This window comes from Halomonas sp. HP20-15 (genome assembly GCF_033446685.1).
GTDB lineage: Bacteria > Pseudomonadota > Gammaproteobacteria > Pseudomonadales > Halomonadaceae > Modicisalibacter.
The window spans coordinates 126,896-151,997 of sequence record NZ_JAWQLY010000009.1 but is presented as its reverse complement, the minus strand read 5'-3'; the positions used below and the strand labels follow the sequence as shown (position 1 = coordinate 151,997).

At 65.1% G+C, this 25,102-nt stretch carries 18 protein-coding genes; 2 read left to right on the top strand and 16 right to left on the bottom strand.

The genetic code is table 11. The features are described from left to right. Positions 1–148 precede the first annotated feature (148 nt). On the bottom strand, positions 149–2,137 hold the full coding sequence (locus R6258_RS13275; RefSeq protein ID WP_318451036.1) for a diguanylate cyclase: 1,989 nt from the start codon (positions 2,135–2,137) through the stop codon (positions 149–151). Between the two features lie 183 nt (positions 2,138–2,320). Between R6258_RS13275 and R6258_RS13270 the strand changes: the two genes are divergently transcribed. Continuing rightward, positions 2,321–3,787, top strand: a complete 1,467-nt coding sequence (locus tag R6258_RS13270) for a catalase (protein ID WP_318451034.1) — start codon at positions 2,321–2,323, stop codon at positions 3,785–3,787. Between the two features lie 86 nt (positions 3,788–3,873). Here the strand turns inward: R6258_RS13270 and R6258_RS13265 are convergent, their stop codons facing one another. The 5 genes from R6258_RS13265 to R6258_RS13245 form a co-directional block, all read right to left on the bottom strand. Further along, the gene (locus R6258_RS13265) at positions 3,874–4,680 is read right to left on the bottom strand and encodes an ABC transporter permease (RefSeq protein ID WP_318451032.1); all 807 of its coding nucleotides are present in this window, start codon (positions 4,678–4,680) and stop codon (positions 3,874–3,876) included. A gap of 12 nt (positions 4,681–4,692) precedes the next feature. Next, positions 4,693–5,580, bottom strand: coding sequence for an ABC transporter permease (locus R6258_RS13260; RefSeq protein WP_318451031.1), 888 nt, complete (start codon positions 5,578–5,580; stop codon positions 4,693–4,695). Continuing rightward, positions 5,564–6,736: an ABC transporter ATP-binding protein gene (locus R6258_RS13255; RefSeq protein ID WP_318451029.1), complete on the bottom strand. Its 1,173-nt coding sequence runs from the start codon at positions 6,734–6,736 to the stop codon at positions 5,564–5,566. The genes R6258_RS13260 and R6258_RS13255 overlap by 17 nt, the downstream gene beginning before the upstream one ends. Positions 6,737–6,849: 113 nt before the next feature. After that, positions 6,850–7,965, bottom strand: coding sequence for an extracellular solute-binding protein (locus R6258_RS13250; RefSeq protein WP_318451027.1), 1,116 nt, complete (start codon positions 7,963–7,965; stop codon positions 6,850–6,852). 291 nt (positions 7,966–8,256) lie between these two features. Then, a complete protein-coding gene (locus R6258_RS13245) occupies positions 8,257–9,483 on the bottom strand; it encodes a D-alanyl-D-alanine carboxypeptidase (protein ID WP_318451025.1) in 1,227 nt (408 codons plus the stop codon). A gap of 402 nt (positions 9,484–9,885) precedes the next feature. Between R6258_RS13245 and R6258_RS13240 the strand changes: the two genes are divergently transcribed. Next, on the top strand, positions 9,886–11,148 hold the full coding sequence (locus R6258_RS13240) for an HD-GYP domain-containing protein (RefSeq protein WP_318451023.1): 1,263 nt from the start codon (positions 9,886–9,888) through the stop codon (positions 11,146–11,148). 92 nt (positions 11,149–11,240) lie between these two features. On the opposite strand, the gene R6258_RS13235 is transcribed toward R6258_RS13240, so the two are convergent. The 10 genes from R6258_RS13235 to ptsP form a co-directional block, all read right to left on the bottom strand. Then, positions 11,241–11,858 carry a TPM domain-containing protein gene (locus tag R6258_RS13235; RefSeq protein WP_318451021.1) on the bottom strand — a complete coding sequence of 206 codons (618 nt, stop codon included), beginning with the start codon at positions 11,856–11,858 and terminating at the stop codon, positions 11,241–11,243. Positions 11,859–11,927: 69 nt separating this feature from the next. Beyond that, positions 11,928–12,698, bottom strand: coding sequence for a TPM domain-containing protein (locus R6258_RS13230; RefSeq protein WP_318451019.1), 771 nt, complete (start codon positions 12,696–12,698; stop codon positions 11,928–11,930). Continuing rightward, positions 12,698–13,315, bottom strand: a complete 618-nt coding sequence (locus tag R6258_RS13225) for a LemA family protein (RefSeq protein ID WP_318451017.1) — start codon at positions 13,313–13,315, stop codon at positions 12,698–12,700. Before R6258_RS13225 ends, R6258_RS13230 begins: the two co-directional genes overlap by 1 nt. A 195-nt stretch (positions 13,316–13,510) precedes the next feature. Continuing rightward, on the bottom strand, positions 13,511–15,031 hold the full coding sequence (locus tag R6258_RS13220; protein ID WP_318451015.1) for an aldehyde dehydrogenase family protein: 1,521 nt from the start codon (positions 15,029–15,031) through the stop codon (positions 13,511–13,513). A gap of 136 nt (positions 15,032–15,167) precedes the next feature. After that, entirely contained in the window at positions 15,168–16,541 is a 1,374-nt protein-coding gene (locus R6258_RS13215) for a dihydrolipoyl dehydrogenase (protein ID WP_318451014.1), read from the bottom strand. A gap of 87 nt (positions 16,542–16,628) precedes the next feature. Continuing rightward, entirely contained in the window at positions 16,629–18,143 is a 1,515-nt protein-coding gene (gene betC, locus R6258_RS13210) for a choline-sulfatase (RefSeq protein WP_318451012.1), read from the bottom strand. A 298-nt stretch (positions 18,144–18,441) separates the two neighbouring features. After that, positions 18,442–18,963, bottom strand: coding sequence for a hypothetical protein (locus tag R6258_RS13205; protein WP_318451010.1), 522 nt, complete (start codon positions 18,961–18,963; stop codon positions 18,442–18,444). A gap of 341 nt (positions 18,964–19,304) precedes the next feature. After that, a complete protein-coding gene (locus R6258_RS13200; protein WP_318451008.1) occupies positions 19,305–21,062 on the bottom strand; it encodes a PTS fructose-like transporter subunit IIB in 1,758 nt (585 codons plus the stop codon). Further along, positions 21,059–22,039 (bottom strand): 1-phosphofructokinase, encoded by a 981-nt coding sequence (gene pfkB / locus R6258_RS13195; RefSeq protein ID WP_318451006.1) that lies wholly within the window; start codon positions 22,037–22,039, stop codon positions 21,059–21,061. Before pfkB ends, R6258_RS13200 begins: the two co-directional genes overlap by 4 nt. Further along, on the bottom strand, positions 22,039–24,927 hold the full coding sequence (gene ptsP, locus R6258_RS13190) for a phosphoenolpyruvate--protein phosphotransferase (protein WP_318451004.1): 2,889 nt from the start codon (positions 24,925–24,927) through the stop codon (positions 22,039–22,041). Before ptsP ends, pfkB begins: the two co-directional genes overlap by 1 nt. Positions 24,928–25,102: the final 175 nt, after the last annotated feature.

Below are 25,102 nucleotides of genomic sequence, written 5' to 3'. Positions count from 1 at the left end.
GCTCAGCTGCTCCGCTTCAGCTTTAAACACAGGTTAAAATGAAGGACGATTATTCTTAATAAATATTAAATAACCATATCAAACGACCAGATTTTTCCATGCACCATCGACCAGAAATGCGCGGCGACCTCGTCCAGACTCGCCGCGTTCAGGCATCGGTCACCACGATACGGTTACGCCCCTGCTCCTTGGCCAGATAACTCGCCTGGTCGGCGCGGCGCATGGGGTGGTCGCTGTCGCTGTCACCGCCATGCAGGTCCGTCACGCCCAGGCTGAGCGTCACGCGGTAGCGCTTGCCCGCATGTTCGACACTCAGGGTTTCCACCGTCCGGCGCAGCGCCTCGGCCGTCTGCCGCGCCTGCTCCAGGCCGCAACCCGGCATGAGCACGGCGAACTCGTCGCCGCCGTAGCGAGCCAGGAAATCGCTTTTGCGAACCTTGGTGGCGATCGTATCGGCAATCATCTTGAGCATCTCATCGCCCAACGCATGGCCGCCTTCGTCGTTGATCGGCTTGAAGTGATCTAGATCGAACAGGATCAGCGCCGCCGGGACGCGCCCCTTGACCCAATCGGCCAGGGCCTCGTCGAGCCGGCGTTCGAAGCCGCGCCGATTGAGCAGGCCCGTAAGCGGGTCGTGCTCGGCTTCCCAGCGCTGGAGCGCGGCGACCTGCTGATGCTCGGTGATGTCCTTGAGGGTGCCGACGAACCCCAGCGGCGCTCCGGACTCCATACGCACCAGCGAGGCATGGGATTCGACCCAGATCACTTCGCCGTTGGCCTTGAGATAGCGGTACTGGCGCTGGAAGTCGCGCCCCGAGCTCAGGCTCGAGCGCCACAGATCGGCGACATCGTCGCGGTCGGCGGGATGGGCGCGCTCGGCGTGTCCCCGCGAGCGGAATTGCTCCAGGCTATACCCGGTCAGCGCCACCATCGCCGGGTTGACGTAGCGAATCTCGCCATCGAGGTTATAGACGAACATCCCCACCGGCGACGACGCCAGCACGGCATCGAGAAAGGCCTGACGGTCGTGCAGCCGGCTCTCCGTCTCGCGCCGGCTTTGCGCCATGCGATTGAAAGTATCGGCGACCCGTTGAATCTCCAGTGCGCGGGTATCGACGTCGACGAAATCCCGGTGCCCCTGGCCGACCGCCTCGATCTGGCACTCCAGGCTGTGCAACGGCCTCAAGGCCTGATTGAGCAGCCACCAGAGCAACGCCAGCATGACCAGCACCGTGATGCCGCCGACCAGCCACAGGTGCCGTACGAACCATTCCAGTGGCGCATAGGCCTGTTCGCGCGGTAGGAATACGCCGACCACCCAGTTGGCCAGCCACACCTGCTCATAGGCCTGCAACGCCATGTTGCCGTCGATGGTGGGCCCCAGCGCGGTGCCCTCCCAGCCGGAGAGCGCGAGATCCAGCCAGGGGTTCTGTTCGGCGGACGGGGCCGACTCGAGAATCCAGCTGCTTTGCGGGTGAACCAGTACCCGTCCCGACGACGTGAGTATCCTGGCGTGACCTTCGCTACCGATACGGATACGCCGCAAGCGATCGAACAGGCTGCCGTCGAGAATATCGATGACACCGCCGACCATGCCCAGAAAATCGCCGCTCGAGTCCTCCAGCGGCACGCCCAGCATGATCAGCGGGGAATCATCGAAGCGGCTGACGAACGGCTCGCTGACATAGGGGCGCCTCACCGAGCGTATGAAACGAAAATACAGCCGGTCCGAGACGTCGACGTCCGCACCACTCCGGGGCTCGGGCCAGCGCGAAACGACCCGCCCGTCGCGACCGATCACGGTCAGGGCATCGAACAGCTCCAGCAAGGGGTCGTTCTGGGCCAGCTTGGCATGCACGTAGGTTGCGTTGTCGACCATGTCCGGATCGAGTATGCCGCCCAGCCGCTGCAGCGAATCGAGCCGCATCGATAATTCCTGTTGGACCTGCTCGGCGATGAGCGTTGCTTCGTATTTCAGGTGGGTGTCGTTGACTTCGCGGATCTGGCGCTGGCCGGAGAACCAGGTCGAAACCAGCAGGGCGAACACGATCACAATCCAGCCCAGAGCCAGACCGAGCAGCAATCGCTTGTGCATCGACTTGATACCGGCGCCGAACAATTGCAGCACGCGTTTCACTGGTTCACGTTTCCACCCTTTCAACCCGGGCCCTCATAATTCAAGAATTAACTCATGTAAATGCAGAGTGCCAGACTTGGCTATCGTTGGCATAGCCAAAGCCGATTTATCGTGCAACAACGCGTTCAGTACTCTGTAACAGCAGGTAAATGAATACCCAGTTCGCAGAGGAGACGGTTTGCCATGAGCGACCGGAAAACGCTAACTACATCGGCCGGCGCCCCGATCGGTGACAACCAGAACAGCCAATCGGCGGGCCCTCGCGGGCCGCTGCTCTTGCAGGATTATCAGCTCATCGAGAAGCTGGCCCACCAGAACCGCGAGCGCATCCCCGAACGCACCGTGCACGCCAAGGGCTGGGGCGCCTACGGCACGCTGACCGTCACCCACGATATTTCCCGTCATACCAAGGCCAAGGTCTTCGCGCCCGGCAAGAAGACCCCGATGTTGGCGCGTTTTTCGACGGTCGCCGGAGAACAGGGCGCGGCCGATGCGGAGCGCGACGTGCGCGGTTTCGCGCTGAAGTTCTATACCGAGGAGGGCAACTGGGATCTGGTCGGCAACAATACCCCGGTGTTCTTCGTCCGCGATCCCTACAAGTTTCCCGATTTCATTCATACCCAGAAGCGCCACCCGCGTACCAACATGCGCAGCGCCACGGCCGCCTGGGATTTCTGGTCGCTGTCGCCGGAATCATTGCATCAGGTCACCATGCTGATGTCCGATCGCGGCCTGCCCACCGACGTTCGCCACATCAATGGCTACGGATCGCATACCTATTCGCTGATCAACGACGACAATCAGCGGGTATGGGTCAAGTTCCACTTCAAGACCCAGCAGGGTCATCGCCATTATACCAATGCCGAGGCCGAGCGGATCGTTGGCAAAAATCGCGAGACGACCCAGCAAGACCTCTTTACTTCCATCGAAAAAGGCGATTACCCGCGCTGGCGCGTGTGCATTCAGGTGATGAGCGAAGAACAGGCCGAGCAGACCGCCTTCAACCCGTTCGACCTGACCAAGGTCTGGCCGCATGGCGACTTCCCGCTGATCGACGTCGGTACGCTCGAACTCAATCGCAACCCCGACAACTATTTCGCCGAGATCGAGCAGGCGGCGTTCAGCCCCTCGAATACGGTCCCGGGGATCGGCTTTTCCCCGGACAAGATGCTCCAGGCACGGGTCTTCTCCTACGCCGACGCGCACCGCTATCGCCTGGGAACCCACTACGAGGCGCTACCGGTCAACCAGCCACATAGTCCGGTGCATCACTATCACAAGGATGGTCCGATGCGTTTCTTCGCCAACAACCCGCAGCCGGACGCCTACTACGAGCCCAGCTCGTTCGGTGGCCCCCGGGAGCGCCCGGACGTTCTCGAACCGCCGCTACCGCTGGCGGGCGATGCCGATCGCCACGATCATCGTCTCGGCAATGACGACTTCAGCCAGCCGCGCGCGCTGTTTTTGTTGTTCGACGAAGGCCAGCGCCAACGTTTGTTCAGCAATATCGCCGAGCACATGACGGGCGTGCCGCAATTCATCGTCGATCGCCAGCTGGCGCTCTTCGACCGGGTCCACCCCGACTACGGCAAAGGCGTGCGTGCGGCGATCAACGTCAGGCGGACCCTGGTCGAGGCCGAACCGGCCTGAGCCCGGCGGTTCGGTCGCAAGGCCGGTAAAGCGACGCTAACGCGACGGCGACTCCCGGGAGTCGCCGTTCTTGCATCACGCCGGCATCAGGAGAGCGGCGTTCGCACGCGGGTCTCGCGCCTGCGCTTGATCTCGTAGATGACCGCCAGCGCCACGGTGATCAGGATCAGGATCAGGCCCAGCGCATTGACCGCCGGGGTCAGGCCGGTGCGCACCTTGGAGGCGATATACACGGTGAGGGTGGTGTCGTAACCGACCACGAACAGCGAGGTGTTGTAGTTCTCGAAGGATTGCAGAAAGGCGATGACCGCCGCCGACAGGATCGCCGGCCTGAGAAACGGCAACAGCACGCGGTGGAACGCCTGCCAGGGCGACGCGCCCAGATCCAGGGCGGCGCGTTCCAGGGTTCGGTCGAAGCGCTGCAGCCGCGCCATGACCATCAGCATCACGTAGGCCGAGATGAAGGTGGTCTGGCCCAATACCGTGAGCAGCGTACCGCCGGCGACTCCGAACTGACGCCAGAAGATCAGCGTCGAGATACCGATGATCACTCCCGGGGTCAGCAACGGCGACAGGATCAGGCCGTAGACGAACGGCTTGGCGCGGCTCTCCACGGTGGTCAGGAACAGCGCGCAGGCGACGCCGATCGGCACCGCCAGACACAGCACGCCGGCGGCCACCAGCAGGCTGTTGCCAAGTGCCGCCCACATGCCGTCGTCGGCGGCCAGTTCGGCAAACCACTTGAGCGTCGCCCCCCGCCAGGGCGTGATGGTCGGGAAGCGGCTGTCGTTGAAGGTCGCCGTTCCCATGATCACCAGCGGCAGGAACAGATAGACGAAGAACACGCCGATATACAGGCGCAGCCCCCAGTTCAGAAAACGTTGCGCGCTCATCGGACGAATCTCTTATTTCGCAATGTCGGCCAGCCCCACCTTGAACAGGCGCATCACCAGCGACATGAAGCCGATGCACAGCACCAGCAGCAGGAAGGCATAGGCCGCGCCCTGGTTCCAGTCGCCGCCCTCGAAGAACCAGTTGTAGATGATCTGCGTGAACCAGCGGCTACCCGGCGAGCCCAGCAGCGCCGGCACCGCGTAGCTGCCCGCGGCGAGCATGAAGGTCATGATGCAACCGGTGGCGATGCCCGGCTTGGCATGCGGGATGACGATGCGCCAATGGGTCCGCAGCGTGCCGGCGCCTAGATCGCGGGCGGCGCGCACCTGATTGCCGTCGAGACTCTCGATGGCGTTGTACAGCGGAAAGATCATGAACAGGATGTAGGCGTAGACCATGCCCACCAGCACGCCGGCATCGCCGTTGAGAAAGCGCACCGGCCGCTCGATCAACCCCAGCGTCAGCAGCAACTCGTTGAGCGGTCCGCGAAACGCCAGGATGATGAACCACGAGAACGTGCGCAGTATCTCGTTGATCCAGAAGGGGATTATCAACAGCAGCAGGCAGAGCGCCGCCTGCCCCGGGGTGGCGACCTTGGCCAGGTAGTAGGCGATCGGATAGCTGACCAGCAGCGTCAGCACCGTCACCAGCACGCTCGACCACAGCGTCTTGAAGAAGATCGCCAGGTGAATCTGGTTGTTGAACAGCGTGACGTAGTTGGTCAGGCTCCAGTGATCCCGGGGCCCGCCCAGCTCGGCCGGCAGCAGGTTGGGGCGCAGCGAATAGTCGATCATCTGCAGTTGCGGCAACACCACCATGGCGATCAGCCAGATGCACAGCAGGCCGACGATGGCCATGGCCACCGGGCCGCCGAAACGCGCCCTAAGCTGACGCAGCATGGCGGGCCTCCTGCGGCCGGCCGGCAACCACTTCGCCGGTCTCGGCGTCGAGCCGCGGCGAGTCGTCGTCGGCCAGCACGATCGCCTGCTGCGGGTCGTAGCCGAAGCGCCCATGCGCGCCCGGCGCCAGCGACTGCCGGGAGTCGTCGCCCTGGCCCAGCAGGATCCGCAGCCGCTCGCCGGTCTCGCTCAGCCGCGCCTCGAGCATGCGCCAGGCGCCTTCGAAGTTGACCGACTCCACCTCGGCCGCCAGCGTGGCCGGGGCGTTCGCCGCCGCCGTCCCGTCGAGCAGGGTGAGCTGCTCGGGGCGCACGTACAGCGCCGCGCGCTGGCCGACGGCCAACGCCGCCTGTCCGGTGCGCCCGGCCAACCGCCCGAGGCCCGCCACCTCGAGGGTGGTCAGCGTTTCGGTGACCTCGACGACCGTTCCCGGCAGGCGGTTGTTCTCGCCCACGAAGGCCGCCACGAAACCGGTCTCGGGCCGATGGTAGAGCGTCTCGGGATCGGCCACCTGCTGGATGCGCCCCGCCGACATCACCGCGACCCGATCCGACATGGCCAGCGCCTCGCCCTGGTCGTGAGTGATGTAGATGAAGGTGATGCCGGTCTTGCGCTGGATCGCCTTGAGCTCGTTGCGCATGTGCTGGCGCAGTTTCAGGTCGAGCGCCGAGAGCGGCTCGTCGAGCAGCAGTACGCGGGGTTCCACCGCCAATGCCCGGGCGATCGCCACGCGCTGTTTCTGGCCGCCCGACAGCGCCGCGATCGGCTTGTCGCCGCTGCCGGCGAGCGCCACCAGTTCGAGCAGTTCGTCCGAGCGCTGGCGACGCGACGCGCGCCCCACACCGCGCACCTCGAGTCCGAATTCGATGTTCTGATAGACGCTCATCAGCGGGAACAGTGCCAGGTTCTGAAAGATCATCGCCGTGGGTCGCTGATTGACCGGCACGCCGACCATCGGCTCGCCGCCGATATACACTTGCCCCTCGCTCGGCGACAGGAAGCCGCTGACGATATTGAGCAGGGTCGTCTTGCCGCACCCCGAAGGGCCGAGGAAACTGAAGAATTCCCCGGACTCGATGGTCAGCCGAGTCGACTCGATGGCCGTGAAGTCGCCGAAACGCATGACTATCTGATCCAGCGTGACGCTACCGTCCATAGACGCTCTTCTTGTCGGTTATTGTCGTTACCGGGGCCGTCGAAGGGCGCCCTACACGAATGAACCGGCCGAGGCGTAACCGACCGGTTCGTTCGACTGCCTGTCGGCTCGCATCAGGCCGAGAGGTAGCGATCCTGATATTCGTTGCGCAGCGCGACGTACCAGGGCTCCTGGATCGGCCACCACCACAGGTTGGCGAGATCCTGCTTCGAGTAGGAGGCTTCGAAGAACTTGCGCGAGGCCTCGGGCAGCAGCTTCTCGGCGCCCTTCGCCGTGGAATTGTAGCCCGTCGATTCGACGAACATCGCTCCGGCCTCCGGGGTGTAGTACCAGTTGATCAGCTCGTAGACCGCGTCGACGTTCTGGGCGTTGCTGGGAATCACGAAGCCCTCCATCCACGCCAGTGCGCCCTCCTTCGGCGCCCGATAGGCGATATCCATGCCTTCGTTCTGCAGCCGGAAGGCGGTGCTGTCCCAGGTCTGGCCGATCACCGCGCCATTGGTGCGAAACGCCGCCTGGGCCTCGTTCTCGGTCGACCAGAACTGGGCGATCATGTCCTTGTGCTTGACCGCCTCGTCGAGGATCACCTCGAAGTTGGCACGCATCGCCTCCTCGCTCCGGTACGACTCGAGCAACGGGCGCGGCAGCTTGCCCTGGCTCTGCAGCCACAGGCCGATGCCGACCAGCGCGGAATGGCTACGCACGGTGACGCCCTGGCCGTTATCGGGATTCCAGAGATCGCCGTAGCTCAAGTTGTCGGGATCGACGGCCGCATAGCGACGATCGAAGGCGATCGCCTCGGTGCCCCAGTCGCTGGGCGCGAAGTAGCGCTTGCCGTCGACCACGCCGCCGACTTCCGAGCCTTCCAGCGCGCTATCCAGACAACCCTGCCACTGGATGCGCGATTGATCGAGCGGCTGGACGAGATTGTAATCCAGGTAGCCCGGCACCCGGTCGACGGTGGGCATGATGACGTCGAAGCCGCTGCCGTCGGTGGCGCGCAACGAGTTCATCAACTCATCGTTGGTGCCGTAAGGCGTGAACGTGGCATTGATGCCGGTCTTCTCGCGGAAGTCGGCGAGCATTTCATCGCTGAAATAACCGGCCCAGGCGTAGATCCGCAGGGTTTGCTCCTGCGCCAGCGCCCTGTTGATATAGAAGCCGGGGAACGAAGCGGCTGCACCCGCGGCCAGCGAGCCCTGCAGGAAGCGACGACGACTGATCGACATGAACCTTCATCTCCTGATGTGTTTTTACTTCTTGTGTTTTGGCTAGGCGAGATGATGCCGTTGCCGGGTGACGCCCACATGACGCATAGGTGACAGCCCCAGGCTTCTAGATAATAGCAGCCGCCGCCGTTCGCCATTCAACGCTGGACGCCACTACGACCAATTCACCGAATGGCGGCGACCGGGGCGTGCTGCAGAGCGCTCACTAACGCCAACGCCCCGCATCGGCGGGGCGTTGGATGGTGCGTCAGGCGGAAAGCGAGGGGCGCTCGCAGCCCAGGAAAGATCGGTTCAGCCGCCAACACCGGCGACCACCACGCAATCTATGCCTTGCTGTTGCAGATCGCGACAGCTCTGCCGGGCCTGGCTTTCCTGAAGGTCGATGACCCGTGCGCGAAACAGCGGTTGGCCATTCTCGGTCGGGGTCACCGAGACGCTCGGCGCGGCCCCGGCGGCGTCCACGTAACCGGCCGCCCGACTGGCCAACGCCCGCGCCTGGCTGGAATCGCTGAAGGCGCCGACCTGCACGGCCCAGCCGACGGTCCCCGCATCCTGCTTGTCGAGCCCGGCGATCAACTGACCGATCGGATCCTCACCGGCCGGCTGAGCCGGATGCTTGACCACCGCGGGCTCATTGTCGAAGATCGCCGTCTTGGCGACCCAGTCGCCGCGATCCATCAGCGCGGCCCGCGCGAAGCCGCGGTCGAGCAGGTCGATGACGTGATCGTCGCGGGAGCGGGCCGTGAAGCCGCCCATCACCACCGAGACGATACGCCGCCCATCGTGCACCGCCGACGTGGCGATATTGAAGCCCGAGGCGCGGATAAAACCCGTCTTGAGACCATCCGCGCCCGGATAGCGGGTCAGCACGCGATTGTGGCCGCGGTGGACCTTGCCCCGATACGCGAATTGCGTGCTGGCGAAATAATCGTAATAACCGGGAAAATCCTGCATCAGGTGCAGCGCCAGGCGTGCCATGTCGCGGGCGGTAGTGACCTGAACGTTGTCCGGCAATCCCGATGCGTTGCGAAAGGTGGTATCGAGCATGCCCAGCGCACGTGCCTTGTCGGTCATCTGCCGGGCGAACGCCGGCTCGCTGCCGGCGAGTCCCTCGGCGACGACGGCGGCGACGTCGTTGGCCGAGCGCACGATCAGCGCGAGGATCGCCGTTTCCACCGGTATCCGCTCGCCGGGCTTGAGCCATAGCTTGGTCGGCGGCTGAGCGGCCGCATGTGCAGACACCGGCAGGGTGTCATCGAGGCTCAGGCTGCCGCGCTCGATCGCTTCGAACAGCAGATAGAGCGTCATCATCTTGGTCAGCGACGCCGGGTAGCGCGGCTTGTCGGCCCGGTCGGCGTAGAGCACCTCGCCACTGGCGACGTCGACGACGATGCCGGCATAGCGCGGGTTGGTTCCGGCCACCGACGGCGAACTCCAGCCGACAACGGCAATCAACGCGGCAACCAGTACGGTTACCGTGCCACGCCGCCAGGCGGCGCCAAGAAAAGTGGATGGCATGGTTTCTCGTTCCCTGCAGCTATTATTGTGTGTGGTGTCGTGGCGGCGCTCAAAGCCGTTTACGTCTAGACCGATTATCGGCCAGCGACCCCCATCTTTGCAGCCCTCGCAAGAAATTTTTCCGGCAATGCCGGCAGCCGCTTCGAGCGCCCAGAATGGACGACCCCGAGCCCGAGCGACCTGGCATGCGTGCATCTTGGCATGCGCCAGGCTCAAGTTATAGCGATCGCGGCCGTTACTCTTACTACCAAGCGCTGTCCCAGCATTGTGGTGTTGTCATAAGAACAGATACGGAGCCGCGCGCCGGTATGGATACCGGCGATTGCCGTTCCAACCCGTTGGCGTCTACCGTCCGATGGGTGCTTCTGCTATGACTGGATTATTACAGCTTGAGGTAAGACCATGCAGGAGCTCCAGGCGCCTGAGCGATCCGTCGAACATCTGTGCGCGATTTCGGTCGACCACCTGCAGATCGGCATGTACGTCACCGACCTCGATCGCCCCTGGATCGAGACGCCGTTTCTCATCGAGGGTCTGCGCCTGACGGAGGCCGACGAACTGGAGCGGCTGCGTCAATTGTGTCAGCGCGTCTACGTCGATCCCAAGCGCTCGAACCCGGAAGTCCAGTCGCTGCTGCGCGAGCGGGCGATGCCCCTGGAGCGCCCCAGACCCGCTGCCGACCCGACCTATCGGGTCTATCGAATTCACCCCATCGAGCGTCCTGCGGAAGAGGAGCTGCGTCTCGTCAGCCCGGCCTTTACCGAGGCACGCGAGATGTTTCGGCGCATGATGCACGATGAGCAGACCTGGCATCGCAACATCCCCCAGGTCAAGGACACCGTGGGACGCTTCGCCGAGTCGGTGCTCGCCAACCCCAGTGCGCTCAACTGGCTTTCGCGGATCAAGAACGAGAACGAATATACCGCCGAGCACTGTCTCAACGTCGGCGTGATGGCGATGATCTTCGGCCGCCATCTCGGTTATGACCGCAAGCAGATCGAGGAACTCGGCCTGGCCGGCATGCTGCACGACGTCGGCAAGATGAAGCTCAATCGCGAGATTCTCGACAAGCCGGGCAAGCTGACCGCCGCCGAATTCGCGCATATCCGCACCCATGCCCTGCAGGGCTACCAGATGCTGGTCGACGACCCGGAGATACCGCTAGCCGTCAAGAACACCAGTCGCGACCATCACGAGCGCCTCGACGGCACCGGCTACCCGTACGGCAAGCACAGCGAGGAGATCGGCCTGCTCGCCCGGATCATCGCGATCGTCGACACCTACGACGCGATCACCAGCGACCGCCCCTACAGCAAGGCCCGGCCGCCCTCGGAAGCGCTGCGCATTCTCTACAAGGCACGTGGCGACCATTACGACGATGCCCTGGTGATTCGCTTCATCGAATGCATCGGCATCTATCCGCCTGGCTCGATCGTCGAGCTGAGCAACGGCATGGTCGGTATGGTGCTTTCGGTCGATCCCGACAACCGCCTGCACCCGCGGGTGCTGGTGACCCTCGACGAGAACAAGCAGACCATTGCCGAAACGGTCATCGATCTCGCGAGCGCCAGCAACCAGGGCGATGAGACCTTGGAGATCAAGGCGGTATTGCAGCCGGGGTCGTACAACCTGAGCATGGAGACGATGCTTCAGCACATCGTCTGAACCCGGAACAGCGTTACGCAGTCGCCAAAAAACGGGGCGTGAATCAGTCGCGCCCCGCCTTTCTAGATGGCATCCAGCATTCAAATGGCGGTCTAATCGAGAACCACCAGATGATTGGGTAGCTCGTTACGGGTATGGGTCGCCGGCACGTGCTGCTTGAGGTGCTCGCCGCAGGTTTCGATACAGCCCAAAAAGCCCTGCAGCGTCTGTCCGGCCTTCACGTCGCGAGTGAACGTCGCCACGACTGATTCCCAGGTATCGTCGCTTAGCCGACTGGAAATGCCGCGATCGACCAGGATCTCCACGTAGCGCTCGGCTTCCGAAACGAAGATCAGCATGCCCGTTCCGCCATGGGTGTGGTGCAGCTTCTGCTCGAGAAACTGCCGTCGGGCCAGATTGGCGGCCCGCCAGTGGCGCACCGAGCGCGGGATCAGCCGCGTGGTGACGCTCGGCAGGCGAAAGACCAGCCCCAGCACGACGAAGGTCGCCCATTGCACCAGCAGTAACTGGTAGGCATTCAGCCAGCCGGGGAAGTAGTTGATCGCGCCGGGGACCACGAGGGCGAGAATGCCGGCCCATAACAACGGGATATAGGCGTAGTTGTCAGCCTGGGGAGCGAGCACGGTGACCAGTTCGGCATCGGTCTCGCGCTCGACCCGATTGATCGCCTCGGCCACCTGCTGCTGCTCGCTTTCACTCAATAGTGCCATGGATTGTCCGCTCCGAATCCTGAGGTAATCGTCGACGGCGCATCACGCGCCGATAAACACGCCCGATATTTACCAGCCACCGGAGGCGCCGCCGCCGCCGAAGCCGCCGCCACCGCCGCCGAAACCACCGCCACCGAAGCCGCCGCCGGAGCCGCCGCCGGAGCCGCCACGACCCAGGGCGCCCCCCAGCAATGCGCCGGCCAGCAGCCCGGAGCGACCGCGGCCACGACCGCCGCCCCCGCCACTGCGCACCAAGGCCATCACGATCATCAGCATGACGAAGAAGAATATCGAAGCGGGCCCGCGCGGATCCTCGCTTTGCGCGTTGTCGGTCGGACTGCTTGCCATCGGGTCGCCGCCCAGCACCTTGATCATCGCTTCCACGCCCCGGGTGATGCCACCGGCGTAATCGCCCTCACGAAAGGCCGGGGTGATGACCTGGTTGATGATCGCCGAGGACTGCGCATCGGTCAGCCGGCCTTCCAGGCCGTAACCGACCTCGATGCGCACCTGGCGCGAGTTGGGTGCGACGATCAGCAGCGCGCCGTTGTCCTTCTCGGCCTGTCCGATCCCCCAGTGACGCCCCAACTGGTAGCCGTACTCCTCGATCGAGCGCCCCTGCAGATCAGCCACCGTGGCGACCACCAACTGTTCGGTGGTCGCCTCCTCGTGGGCCTTGAGCTTCTCGCTCAGCCGTTGCTCGACCGAGGCATCCAGCAATTCGGCCTGATCCACCACTCTCCCGGTCAGCTCCGGGAACTCGGGCTGCTGCTGGGCCTGGGCGCCCAGCGCCGGGGCCAGCAGCAGCGCAAACAGCGCAACGCGTAGACAGTTGATCATCAAAACTCCACTTGCGGGGCCTGATCGGCATTCTCGGTAGTCGCCTCGAAATTCTCGCGCAGCGGCATGTCGCTGTAGAGCAGGCTGTGCCACAGAAGCCCCGGGAAGGTACGGATCTCGGTGTTATAGCGCTCGACCGCCTGGATGAAATCGCGACGCGCCACGGCGATGCGGTTCTCGGTGCCTTCCAGTTGGGATTGCAGCGCCAGGAAGTTCTGGTTCGACTTGAGCTCTGGGTAGCGCTCGGAAACCGCCATCAGCCGGCTCAAGGCACCGCTCAGTTGCTGCTGGGCCTGCTGGAATTGCTGCACCTTCTGCGGATCGTCCAGCGACGAGGCATCGATCTGGATGGAGGTCGCCTTGGAACGCGCCTCGACCACCGCAGTCAGTGTCTCCTGTTCCTGGGCAGCGAAGCCCTTGACCGTTTCCACCAGGTTGGGCACCAGGTCGGCGCGGCGCTGGTACTGGTTCTCGACCTGCGACCATGCCGCCTTGACCTGCTCGTCGTAGGTAGGAATGTTGCTGATGCCGCAGCCCGACAACAGCATCGCCACGACCATCAGCAGGGCCAGTTGCCAGACGCGCCGGCCGGAGAATGAGGTCTGTCTCGTTAGCATGGTGGCCTTCGTTCCTTATGTTGCGACTTCAGGAGTCGTTGCGACTTCGGATCGACCAAGGTACAGCGCAGCCACCCGCGAGGGAAGCCGGCACCCTCGCCTGGAACGTTAACAGCGGTCATGAATCGCTGCCGCCAAAGAAAGAGGCGACCCATGGGCCGCCTCTTTGCACTATCCCTGCTACCGGCTCGTCGCTTAGAAAAAGCCCAGCGGATTGGTGTCGTAGCTGACCAGCAGGTTCTTGGTCTGCTGATAGTGCTCGAGCGCCACCTTGTGGGTCTCGCGACCGACCCCGGACTTCTTGTAGCCACCGAAGGCGGCATGCGCCGGATACTGGTGGTAGCAGTTGGTCCATACCCGCCCTGCCTGGATGCCGCGGCCCATGCGGAAGGCGACGTTCATGTCGCGGGTCCAGACCCCGGCGCCGAGGCCGAACTCGGTATCGTTGGCGATCGCCAGTGCCTCCGCTTCGTCCTTGAAGGTAGTCACCGCCACCACCGGGCCGAAGATCTCCTCCTGGAACACGCGCATGCTGTTGTTGCCCTTGAGCAGCGTCGGCTGGATGTAATAGCCCTTGTCGTAGGCCGGATCGAAGCTCTCTTTGCCACCGCCGGTCAGGAACTCGGCCCCCTCCTCACGCGCCACGTCCATGTAGGACATGATCTTGTCGAACTGCTCCTGGCTGGCCTGGGCGCCCACCTGGACCTCGGTGTCCAGCGGATTGCCGCGCTTGATCGCCCGGGTGCGCTCCATCACCTTGGCCATGAAGGCTTCGTACATGTCTTCCTGAATCAGCGCCCGCGACGGGCAGGTGCACACCTCGCCCTGGTTGAAGAACGCCAGCACCAGCCCCTCCACCGCCTTGTCGATGAACTCCGGCTCGGCGTTCATGATGTCGGCGAAATAGACGTTGGGCGACTTGCCGCCCAGTTCCACCGTCGAGGGGATGATGTTGTCGGCGGCGCACTTGAGGATGTGCGACCCGACCGGCGTCGAACCGGTGAAGGCGATCTTGGCGATGCGCTTGCTGGTGGCCAGCGCCTGGCCGGCTTCCTCGCCGAGTCCGTTGACGATGTTGACCACGCCCGCCGGCAGCAGGTCGCCGATCAACGCCATCAGCTTGAGGATCGACGCCGGGGTCTGCTCGGCCGGCTTGAGGACCACGCAGTTGCCCGCCGCGAGCGCCGGTGCCAGCTTCCAGATGGCCATCAGGATCGGGAAGTTCCAGGGAATGATCTGCCCCACCACGCCCAGCGGCTCGTGAAAGTGATAGGACACGGTGTTGCCGTCGATATCCGCCGCGGTGCCCTCCTGGGCGCGAATGCAGCCGGCGAAGTAGCGGAAATGATCGACCGCCAGCGGGATATCGGCGTTGAGCGTCTCGCGCACCGCCTTGCCGTTGTCCCAGCTTTCGGCGACGGCGAGCATTTCCAGATTCTGTTCGATGCGGTCGGCGATCTTCAGCAGGATGTTGCTGCGCTCCTGGGCCGAGGTGCGGCCCCAGGCCGGCGCCGCCTTGTGCGCGGCGTCCAGCGCCAGATCGATATCCTCGGCGCCCGAGCGCGGGATCTCGCAGAACACCTCGCCGGTGATCGGCGTGACGTTGTCGAAATACTGCCCTTTGACCGGGGCGACGAACTCGCCGCCGATGTAATTGCCATAGCGCTTCTCGAAGCTGACGACGCTGCCGTCGCTTCCGGGATTGGCATAGATCATGGCGCGTGCTCCTTGTTGTCATCGATGGTTTTGGCGACTGACCATATTAGAGCGTAGCGAAAACCGTCCGTTCTCCCAGCGACCGGGCACGCTGACGGAAAGCTTCTTTGGTCGTAGACGCCTGAAGGCCGCGGCGTCAGCGCTCGCCGCTGGCATTGAACAGTGAATGGATCAGTTCCGGCAGGGAGGGATGGACGTGGATCGTTCTGCGCACCGACTCGGCCGTGCCGTCGCCGGCATTCATCGCCACGATGACCTCGTGGATCAGCGTCGCCGCGTCGGGGCCGATGATGTGAAAGCCGAGGATGCGGTCGGTGTGACGCTCGATCAGCAGCTTGGCGAAGCCTCGCGGCGCGCCGATGATCTTGCCCTTGGCGCTGTCGGCGTAATCCTTGCGCAGGGCCCGGTAGTCCAGCCCCTGCTCGCGGCAGGCCTGCTCGGTCAGGCCGACCGCAGCGATCTGCGGATCGCTGAAGACGGCGTGCGGATTGCTGCGGTAGGAGACGGCCTCGTTGGCGCCCCGCGAATTGCGATAGGCCAGTTGGCCCTCGTAGCTCGCGGTATGCTTGAACATCGCCCGGCCGATCACGTCGCCATAGGCATAGATCCCCGGGCAGGTGGTCGCGAGCCGCTCGTCGACGCGGATCGCCCCTTTCTCGTCGCATTCGACACCGGTGGCCGCCAGCGCCAGCGACTCGGTGTTGGGCTGTCGTCCGGCAGCCAACAGAATCTGCTCGGCGACGACCGTGCGCATCTTGCCGGACTGGTCCTCGACCTCCACCTGGCGGGCCTCCCCGCGCCGACTGGCGCGGACCGCGCGTCCGGTCACCCGTTCGACCTTTTCGCTGAACACCTCGGTGAACAGCGCGCCGACCTCCTCGTCCTCGCTCAACAGCCGCGCCGAGCCGTTGATCAGCGTCACCCGGGTACCCAGCGAGGCAAAGAAATGGCCCATCTCGGCGCCGATATAACCGCCACCGACGATGACCAGGCTGTCGGGTTGCCGCTCGAGCTCCAGCGCCGTCTCGCTGGTCAGGTAACCGCACGCCTCGAGGCCCTCTATCGGCGGCACGCTGGCGCGGGCACCGGTGGCGATGAAGATGCTATCGCCACTGATACGTTCGCCCTCTGCGGTTTCCAGGCACCGCTCGCCGACGAAGCGCACCCGGCTGTAGACCGGGGTCATGGTCGCCTCCACCCTGCGCCGGGGGTCGCTGGCGTTGTCGGCGCGCGCCTGGCGCATCGACGCCATGATCCACGCGAAATCCGCACGCACGGACCCCTGGTCGAGGTGGATGCCGAAACGCTCGGCGTTGCGGATGGTCGTCATCACCTCGGCGGCCTGGATCAGCGTCTTGGTCGGGATGCAGCCGAAATTGACGCAGGTACCGCCCATTGCCTCGGGTCGGTCGGTGACCAGCGCCACCGAGCGGCCGTCGTCCACGGCTTGCGAGGCGGCGGTCAGTCCCGAACCGCCGCCGATCACCACTACATCGAAATGACGCGTCATGAATGAAGCCTCTCAGGATCGTCAAGGGCGGGCCAAGCCGGATCGCTCGCCTGCCGGTCGCTAATCAATGTAGTCGAGTCGCCTCGCTCATTCGCCGCGCGGAAAACGTTGGGACTCCTCCAGGATATTGAGATCCATGTGGTTGCGCATGTAGCGCTCGGAAGCGACCTGCAGCGGCTGATGATCCCAGGGGAAATAAGCCCCGTTGCGCAGCGCCTCGTAGACCACCAGTCGACGCGCCTGGCTCTCGCGCACCTCGGCGTCGAAACGCGCCAGATCCCAACGCTCGCGCACCTTGCGGGTGAACGCCTCGAGCGTCTCGCGGTAGTTGGGGTCCTCGGCGAGGTTGTGCTGCTCGTCGGGGTCGGCCTCGAGATCGAACAGCTGCGGCGGGTCGAGCTCGCAATGATTGAACTTCCACTGCTTCTCGCGAATGGTCACCAACGGCGCTTCGGTGCCCTCGGCGGCATACTCCATGTACACCGGGGCATCGCGGGACTCGCCGCGCGCCAGCGGCAGCAGCGACTGGCCGTCCGTCCAGGGTTCGATCTCGCCGAGGTCGATGCCCACCAGATCGGCCAGGGTGGCGTTGACATCGATCGACGAGACCGGCGTATCGACCCGGCGCGACTCGAGACCCGGCGCGCTGATCATCAACGGCACCCTTGACGAGCCTTCGAACGGGCTCATCTTGAACCACAGCCCGCGCTCGCCGAGCATGTCGCCGTGATCGGAGACGAACAGCACGATGGTGTTGTCCGCCATCCGCGTGCGCTCGAGCACGTCCATGATGCCGCCGACCTTGTCGTCGATGTAGGAAAGGTTGGCGAAATAGCCGCGCCGTGCACGCCGCACGTCCTCGGGCCTTATATCGAACTTGGTGTAGTCGTTGGCCACGTACAGGCGCTGGGAGTGCGAATCCTGCTGCTCGTAGGCCAGCTCGGCCAGCTTGGGCTCGAGATGCTCGCAATCGTCGTAGAGATCCCAGAACCGACGCCGGGCCACATAGGGGTCGTGGGGGTGGGTGAAGCTCACGCACATCGCCCAGGGACGCTCGTCGTGGCCGCGCGACAGGTCGAACAGCTTCTGCTCGGCGTGGAAGGCGACCTCGTCGTCGTATTCCATCTGGTTGGAGATTTCGGCCACCCCCGCCCCGGTCACCGAACCGAGATTGTGATACCACCAGTCGATACGCTCGCCGGGCCGACGATAGTCGGGGGTCCAGCCGAAGTCGGGTGGATAGACGTCGGTGGTCAGGCGCGATTCGAAACCGTGCAATTGATCCGGCCCGACGAAATGCATCTTGCCCGACAGGCAGGTCTGGTAACCGGCACGGCGCAGATGATGCGCCCAGGTCGGCACGCTGGAGGGGAACTCGGCGGCATTGTCGTAGACGCCGGTACGCGAGGGCAGTTGGCCGGACATGAAGGCCGCTCGACCCGGTGCGCACAGGTAGCTCGGCGTGTAGGCGTTGCGAAAACGCACCGAGCGTTCGGCCAGCGCCTTCAGGTGCGGCATGTGCAGGAAGTCGGCGGGACCGTCCTCGAACAGGGTGCCGTTCACCTGGTCAGCCATCAGCACCAGGATGTTGGGTCGGGTCATAGCGCATCTCCGAAGTTCGTGAACCTGACCTCATCTTGATGAAAAAACGAGCTCGCGCCAATGATCCGTGGCTCAGTGCCGGTTCGACGATAGTGAGTGCCGGAATCAAGAAAGCGATGAGTTAACCAACCGACGCCTGGACTATCCGGCATTCGTGCGGTGCTAGCTAAAAAGCCACCGAAACGTATTCCGGTGGCGAAGGGAGAACAACGGTCAGTATCAGGACTTACGGTGCTGCTTGCTGCTACTTGCGGTGGCGATGCCGGCGTAGCCCGGCATGGACGCTAGATCGGTGCCGCTAGGCGACTCGCTGCCCCGGCCCGGAGCTGCCAAATAAGAGATGCCCCTGACTGTCCTGCAACACACGACATTCCGTGCGCTTCTGCTCGATAAAGCTGGCGAGTAGCGCATGCAGTTCGGGCAGTCGATTGCTCTGACATAACTGCAGATAGAAAAGCGCCGACTGACGTTCGCAGATGATCGCATCCGCCAGAACCGATACGGCCATGCTATCGTCGACCACGAAGAAATGACGCTCTTCCCGATAGCTGGTCGGCCCGCCTGCCGGAACGGCCGCCGGCAAGCCACCCATCGCCTGCAAATATTCGGCTAGCTGCATAAGCGCCTGAATTCGCTGCTCGCTTTCATTGGCGAGCACCTCGAACAGACGACTCAGTGCAAGGCTATAGGGTAGAAAACGTAGCGAAAGTAGGTGGTAGCCGTTCAGCGATAGGTGTTCATGCGAACAGACCAGCGTCAATGTATCTTGCTGGGTTAATGCAAGGAGTGTCTCGGTCGATGTGGATTCCTGTTGTGGCATGGTCCTGTCTCCCTTGTGACACGACGCGCGACCTGATTTATCGCCACAGACACCCTCCTGGTTCCGACTAGGCGGCGACTTAAAGCCTAAAAAGAAGGGGTCAGGCTGTAAGCTTTAATCCTGAACACTCAAACTAAATCGAGCCACTTACAGTATCCGTATCGTCCTTGATACCCTGCCCCTTGTTTAAGACTCTAGTTCGGGTTGCAGAAGCTGCACAAAACCTATGTTAAATATTAACGTAATAATTTGTTGCTTTATTAATACAACTGTCTCATTCATGACCTGAAAAAGCGTCACCGACACGAACCCGATGACGCTCCGATGGCCTGCAGCGGCCATTAACCGGTCACGCCGATCGCACTCTCTTCGCTGCCGCGCTTGAGCATCGCGTAGCTCAACCCGGTAATCAGCGAGCCGACCACGATCGCCAGCAGATAGAGCAGCGCCGGCGAGATGGCGTTGGGGATCAGCAGCACGAAGACTCCGCCGTGCGGCGCCATCAGCTTGGCGCCGAACAGCATCGACAGCCCACCGGTCACCGCGCCGCCGACCATGCATGCCGGGATCACCCGCAGCGGATCCTTGGCGGCGAACGGGATCGCACCTTCGGTGATGAAACACAGCCCCAGCACGAACGAGGCCTTGCCGGCCTCGCGCTCGGCGACGGCGAACTTGTTGCGCGCCACGAAACTGGCGACGCCCATGCCGATCGCCGGGACCATGCCGGCGGCCATGATCGCCGCCATCGGCGCGTACGTCTCCGAGGCCAGCAGTCCCACGCCGAAGGTATAGGCGGCCTTGTTGACCGGCCCGCCCATGTCGAAGCACATCATCGCGCCGAGCAGCAGGCCCAGCAGCACGGCGTTGGTCGAGCCCATGTTCTCGAGAAAGCCGGTCAGCCCCGCGAGGATCGCCGCGACCGGTTCGCCGACCACGTAGATCATCACCAGCCCGGTCACCAGACTGGCGATCAGCGGGATGATCAGGATCGGCTTGAGCGACTCGACGCTCGCCGGCAGCTTGAAGTACTTGACCACCGCCTTGGCGACGTAACCGGCCAGAAAGCCGGCGATGATCCCGCCGATGAAGCCCGAGCCGATGTCCGCGGCCAGCCAGCCGCCGATCATTCCCGGGGCGATCCCCGGCCGGTCGGCGATCGAGTAGGCGATGTAGCCGGCGAGCACCGGGATCATCAACTTGAAGGCGCTGCCGCCGCCGATCTTCATCAGCGCGGCGGCCAGACTGCCCTCGTCCTCGTAGGCCTTGATGCCGAACACGAACGACAGCGCGATCAGCAGGCCGCCGGCGACCACCATCGGCAACATGAACGACACGCCGGTCAGCAGATGCTTGTAGACGCCCTTTTCCTTGACGCTCTTCTTGCGCGCGGCGTCGGCGCCGCCCGCCGCGTTCTCGGCACTCTCGACTTCGGCGCCGGCCAACGCCGCGCCGATGGTCTGCTTGGGCTTCTTCAGCGCATTGCCGGTCGAGGTACGCCAGATCGGCTTGCCGGCGAAGCGGGTCGGATCGACCTCGATGTCGCAGGCCAGGATCACCACGTCGGCCTCGCGGATCTCCTCCTCGCTCAGCGCGTTCTGGGCGCCCACCGAGCCCTGGGTCTCGACGCGAATCCGATGCCCCTGGGCGCGTCCGGCCTCGGCCAGCGACTCGGCGGCCATGAAGGTATGCGCCACCCCGGTCGGACAGGCGGTCACCGCGACGATGTTCTTTTGGCCACCCGTGGCGACAGCCTCGGAGGCACCGCTGGCGTCGCCGGCCGAGAAGTGGAACTCACCGGCCTCGCGCTCGGCACGCTCAAGAAAGTCGCGCGGGTCCGGCAACGCCTGGCTGATCGATGCATGAAAGAGCCGCTTGCCGGCGAAGCGCTGCGGCCCGGGTATGTGGTCGGCGGCGACGATCACCAGCTCGGCGGCATCGATCGCCTTCTGATCGACCGGCCGGGTCGGCTCCAGTTCGCCGTGCATCTCGACCGTTGCGCGCCAGCCGTGCTGTTTGGCCGCCTGCTCGAGCCGCCGGGCGGCGAGGAAGGTGGTCGCCATGCCACTCGGGCAGGCGGTAATCAGAATCACGTTCATGCGGGGGCTCCCTGTGCGTCGCTGCCGTCATCGTCGAGCCGGCGCACGCGAGTGTGTTGTTGGAGATCGGCGAAGTCGGCGACATCGGGATCGCCCACGCCGACGTGACGGACCGACTCGGCGGACAGTGCCGTGGCCAGGCGCAAGGCGTCCTCGGCGGGCAACCCGGCGAGTACGCCGTGCAGCATCCCGGCGAGTAGCGTGTCGCCGGCGCCCACGGTGCTCGCCACGTTCATTCTCGGCGGCGTGGCCAGCCAGGCGCCGCGCCGGCTGAACCACAACACGCCGGCCTCGCCGGCCGAGATCAGCGCCTCGGCAATGCCCGCGCGGTGCAGCGCACGCGCGGCGCGCAGCCGTGCCTGCGGGGTGTCCAGCGCTTCGCCCGCCCACTCGGCGAGCTCCTGCTCGTTGGGCTTGACCGCGCTGGGGCCGGCGGCGATCGCGGCGGCCAGCGCCGGGCCGCTGGTATCGACCCACACCGGCAAGCCGTGGCCGCGCAGGCGGGCGATCAGCCCGGCGAGGTCCTCGGGACCGATGCCCGGCGGCAGGCTGCCGGCAATCACCACCGCATCGGGGCGCCGCGTGGCATCCTCGGCGCGGGCGTCGAGTGCTTCGCACAAGGCCGCGAAATCGCCGCCGCCGACCGCCAGGCCGGGGCCGTTGATGTCGGTAATACGTCCGTCGTGCTCGGCGAGCTTGGCGTTGATGCGCGTCTCGCCGGGCACCCGGTGGAAGGCGTCCTCGACCCCCAGTTCGGCGAAGGTGCGCACGAAGGCGCCGTCGTTGGCCGTGCCGAGAAACCCCGAGACCACCACCCGATGACCCAGCGCGACCAGTACGCGGGCGACGTTGACGCCCTTGCCGGCCGCCTCGAGATGCGTCGAATCGGTGCGATTGACCATCCCCGGCGTCAGCTTCGGCAGGCGAATCGCCAGATCCAGCGCGGGGTTGAGACTGACCGTGAGAACCCGCGCCATCACAGCACCTCCAGCGCTTCGCGCACCGCGTCGCTGGTGGCCTGGGTCAGCGCGATCGTGGCGTGGTGGCGGGCACCATCGAGGGTCAGCTCGCGCAACCGCGCCTTGACCATCGGCACCTGACGCAGCGACACCGACAGTTCGTCGACGCCCAGCCCGACCAGCACCGGCACCGCCTGGGGATCGGAGGCCAGCTCGCCGCACACGCCGACCCACTTGCCCTTGGCATGGGCGGCTTCGACGGTCATCTGGATCAGCCGCAGCACCGCCGGATGCAGGCCGTCGGACTGCACGGAAAGCGCCGGATGGCCGCGATCGATCGCCAGGGTGTACTGGGTCAGGTCGTTGGTGCCGATCGAGAAGAAATCGACCTCCTCGGCCAGGCTCGGCGCCAGCAGCGCGCTCGAAGGGATCTCGATCATCACCCCGAGCTGCACGTCCGGCGCCTTGATCTCGGTCTGCAGGCGATCGACGATCGCCTTGGCGGCGCGGAACTCGGCGACATCCTTGACCATCGGCAGCATGATCCGCAGCGGCCGTTCGCCGGCCGCGGTGAGCAGCGCGCGCAGCTGGGTCTCGAGGATCTCGGGACGGGTCAGCGCCAGGCGGATGCCGCGCAGGCCGAGGAACGGGTTGTCCTCCTGGGGCAGCGGCCAGTACGGCAGCGGCTTGTCGCCGCCGACGTCCAGCGTGCGCGCCACCAGCGGGCGACCGGCCAGCGCGTCGAAGGCCTGGCGGTACTCGCCGATCTGGGTGTCAAGGTCCGGCGCCTCGGCGTGGGCCATGAACACGAACTCGGTGCGCAGCAGGCCGACGCCCTCGGCGCCGTACTCGACGGCATCCACTGCATGCGCGGTGTTGCCGAGGTTGGCGGCGACCTCGACGCGATGGCCGTCCCGGGTGCGACCCGGCTCAAAGCGCGCGGCGTAGGCCTCGCGCTCGCGGATTTCACGCTCCTTCATGCGCAGCTCCGCCCGGTCGCGACGCTGCGCCGAGGGCGCGGGGACGATCCGCCCGCGCTCGCCGTCGAGGATCAGCTCGCTGCCGTTCTCCAGCGTCATCACCCGCTCGCCGGCGCCGACCACCGCGGCGATGCCCAGCGCACGGGCGAGGATCGCGCTGTGCGAGGTCGCCCCGCCGCGCGCGGTCAGCAGGCCACGCACCTTGGCGGTATCGAGCCGCGCTACGTCGGAGGGCCCGACGTCCTCCATAACCAGGATGTAGGGCGTCTCCGGCGGCGTCGGCATCTCGACGCCGCACAGCAGGCCCAGCACCCGACGGCCGACGTCGCGCAGATCGGCGGCGCGTTCGGCGAGCAGCCGGTCGGCGAGCACTTCCTGGGCGCGCGCTGCGGTATCCACGGCGCGCCACCAGGCCGCCTCGGCGGACAAGCCCTCGTCGATGCCCTCGTGGGCGGCCTCGCGCAGTTCGGGATCCTCGAGCATCTCCTCGTGCATCGACAGGATCTCGGCGACCTCGCCGCCCTGGGCGCGCCGGATCAGCGCCTCAAGCTGCTCGGCGGCCTCGCCCCGGGCACGCGCGAGACGCGCCTTCTGGGCCTGCGGGTCGCCGCCGCGCGCGCTGTCGAGATCGCGCGCCCGCTCGGGATAGTCGAAGCGTGGCAGACGCATCACGAACACCGGCGCCACCGCCATTCCCGGCGCCGCCGGCACCGCCTGGTGCGGCGTATCTTCCGGCAACGGCTCGAGCACGGACGCCTCCGGCATCGTGGCCTGTGGCGCGGCATCAACATCGTGGCGCTCGTCGAAGGCCACGACCTGCTCGCCGAGCCCGCCGCGCACCGCCTCGGCCATCGCCTGCACGGCCTGCGCCGCGCCCGCGCCCTCGGCGGAAAACACCAGCGTCTGGCCGCGCCGCGCGCCCAGCCCGATGACCTTGGTCAGGCTCGCCGCCGAGACCGTCTCGGCGCTGCCTTCGAGCACACGCACCTTGACCGGCAGGCCCTGCTCGCGCGCCACCTGGACCAACTGCTTGGCCGGACGGGCGTGCAGGCCGTGGGCGTTGAGCAGCCGGACGCGCACGGTTTCGGCCGTTGCGCTTTCCCCGGCCAGGCGCGCCAGCACGGTCGCCGCATCGGCATCGCCCAGCGTCTCGCCCTGATTGGCATCGAGCAGCTCGGCGAGGCGTTCGAGCAGCCCTAGATGGGCGTCACCCTGGGCGGCAAGGCAGAACACGCCATTGACCGCGCCCTTGGGGCCGACGAATGCCGATTCGGGGGTCGCCAGCGACAAGGCCGGGGTTTCCACGCCGACGACAGTGCTGGCCAGCCACAGCCCCTGCCCCAGCGAGACCGGCTCCTGGGCGGCGATCGCGGCGACGAAGTCGGCCCCCACGCAGCCGGCCTGGCGCAGCCGCGCGGCGCCGGCCAGCGCCAGCTCGAAGCGATCCCTGGCCGGGAAACCCAGGCACAGGGTATCGGCGTCGAGGCGCGCGATCACCGGCGCTCTGGACAGCTCACCGATCACCTCGGCCGGGTTCGCGGCATCGGCGAGGCGTTCGGCGACCCCTTCGCGATCGAGAACGTGGGTCAGCGCGCGCAGGATGTCGAGGTGCTCGTCGCTCTGCGCGGCGATGGTCACCAGTACATGCACGCGGTTGCCGTCGTGCCAGTCGACCCCTTCGGGGAATTGCAGCACGCGCACCCCGGTCGCGCGGACTTGATCGCGACTCTCGGGCGTGCCGTGGGGAATGGCTATGGCATTGCCCAGATAGGTCGACGACTGGGCCTCGCGAGCGTGCAGGCCGTTGCGGTACTCGGGCGTGGCGCGCCCGGCATCGACCAGCGCCGCCGCGGCCTGGTCCAGGGCGTCGCGCCAGTCCGCGGCCCGGCAGCCGAGCAGCACGTCCTGCTGGGTGAGCGTCAACATGCGAAAGCCTCCTCGCGATGTGGGTAGCGACAGGCCAGTTCAGCGATGCTTGTCACTATAAGCTGAATCGTGTCACCTTGAAGATAGCGCTATGCTGAAACGATCCACTTGAATTATCAAGCGGATCGCTCTACGACCTTCGCAGGGGATAAGCTCGCCGCCGCGACCCGTAAAA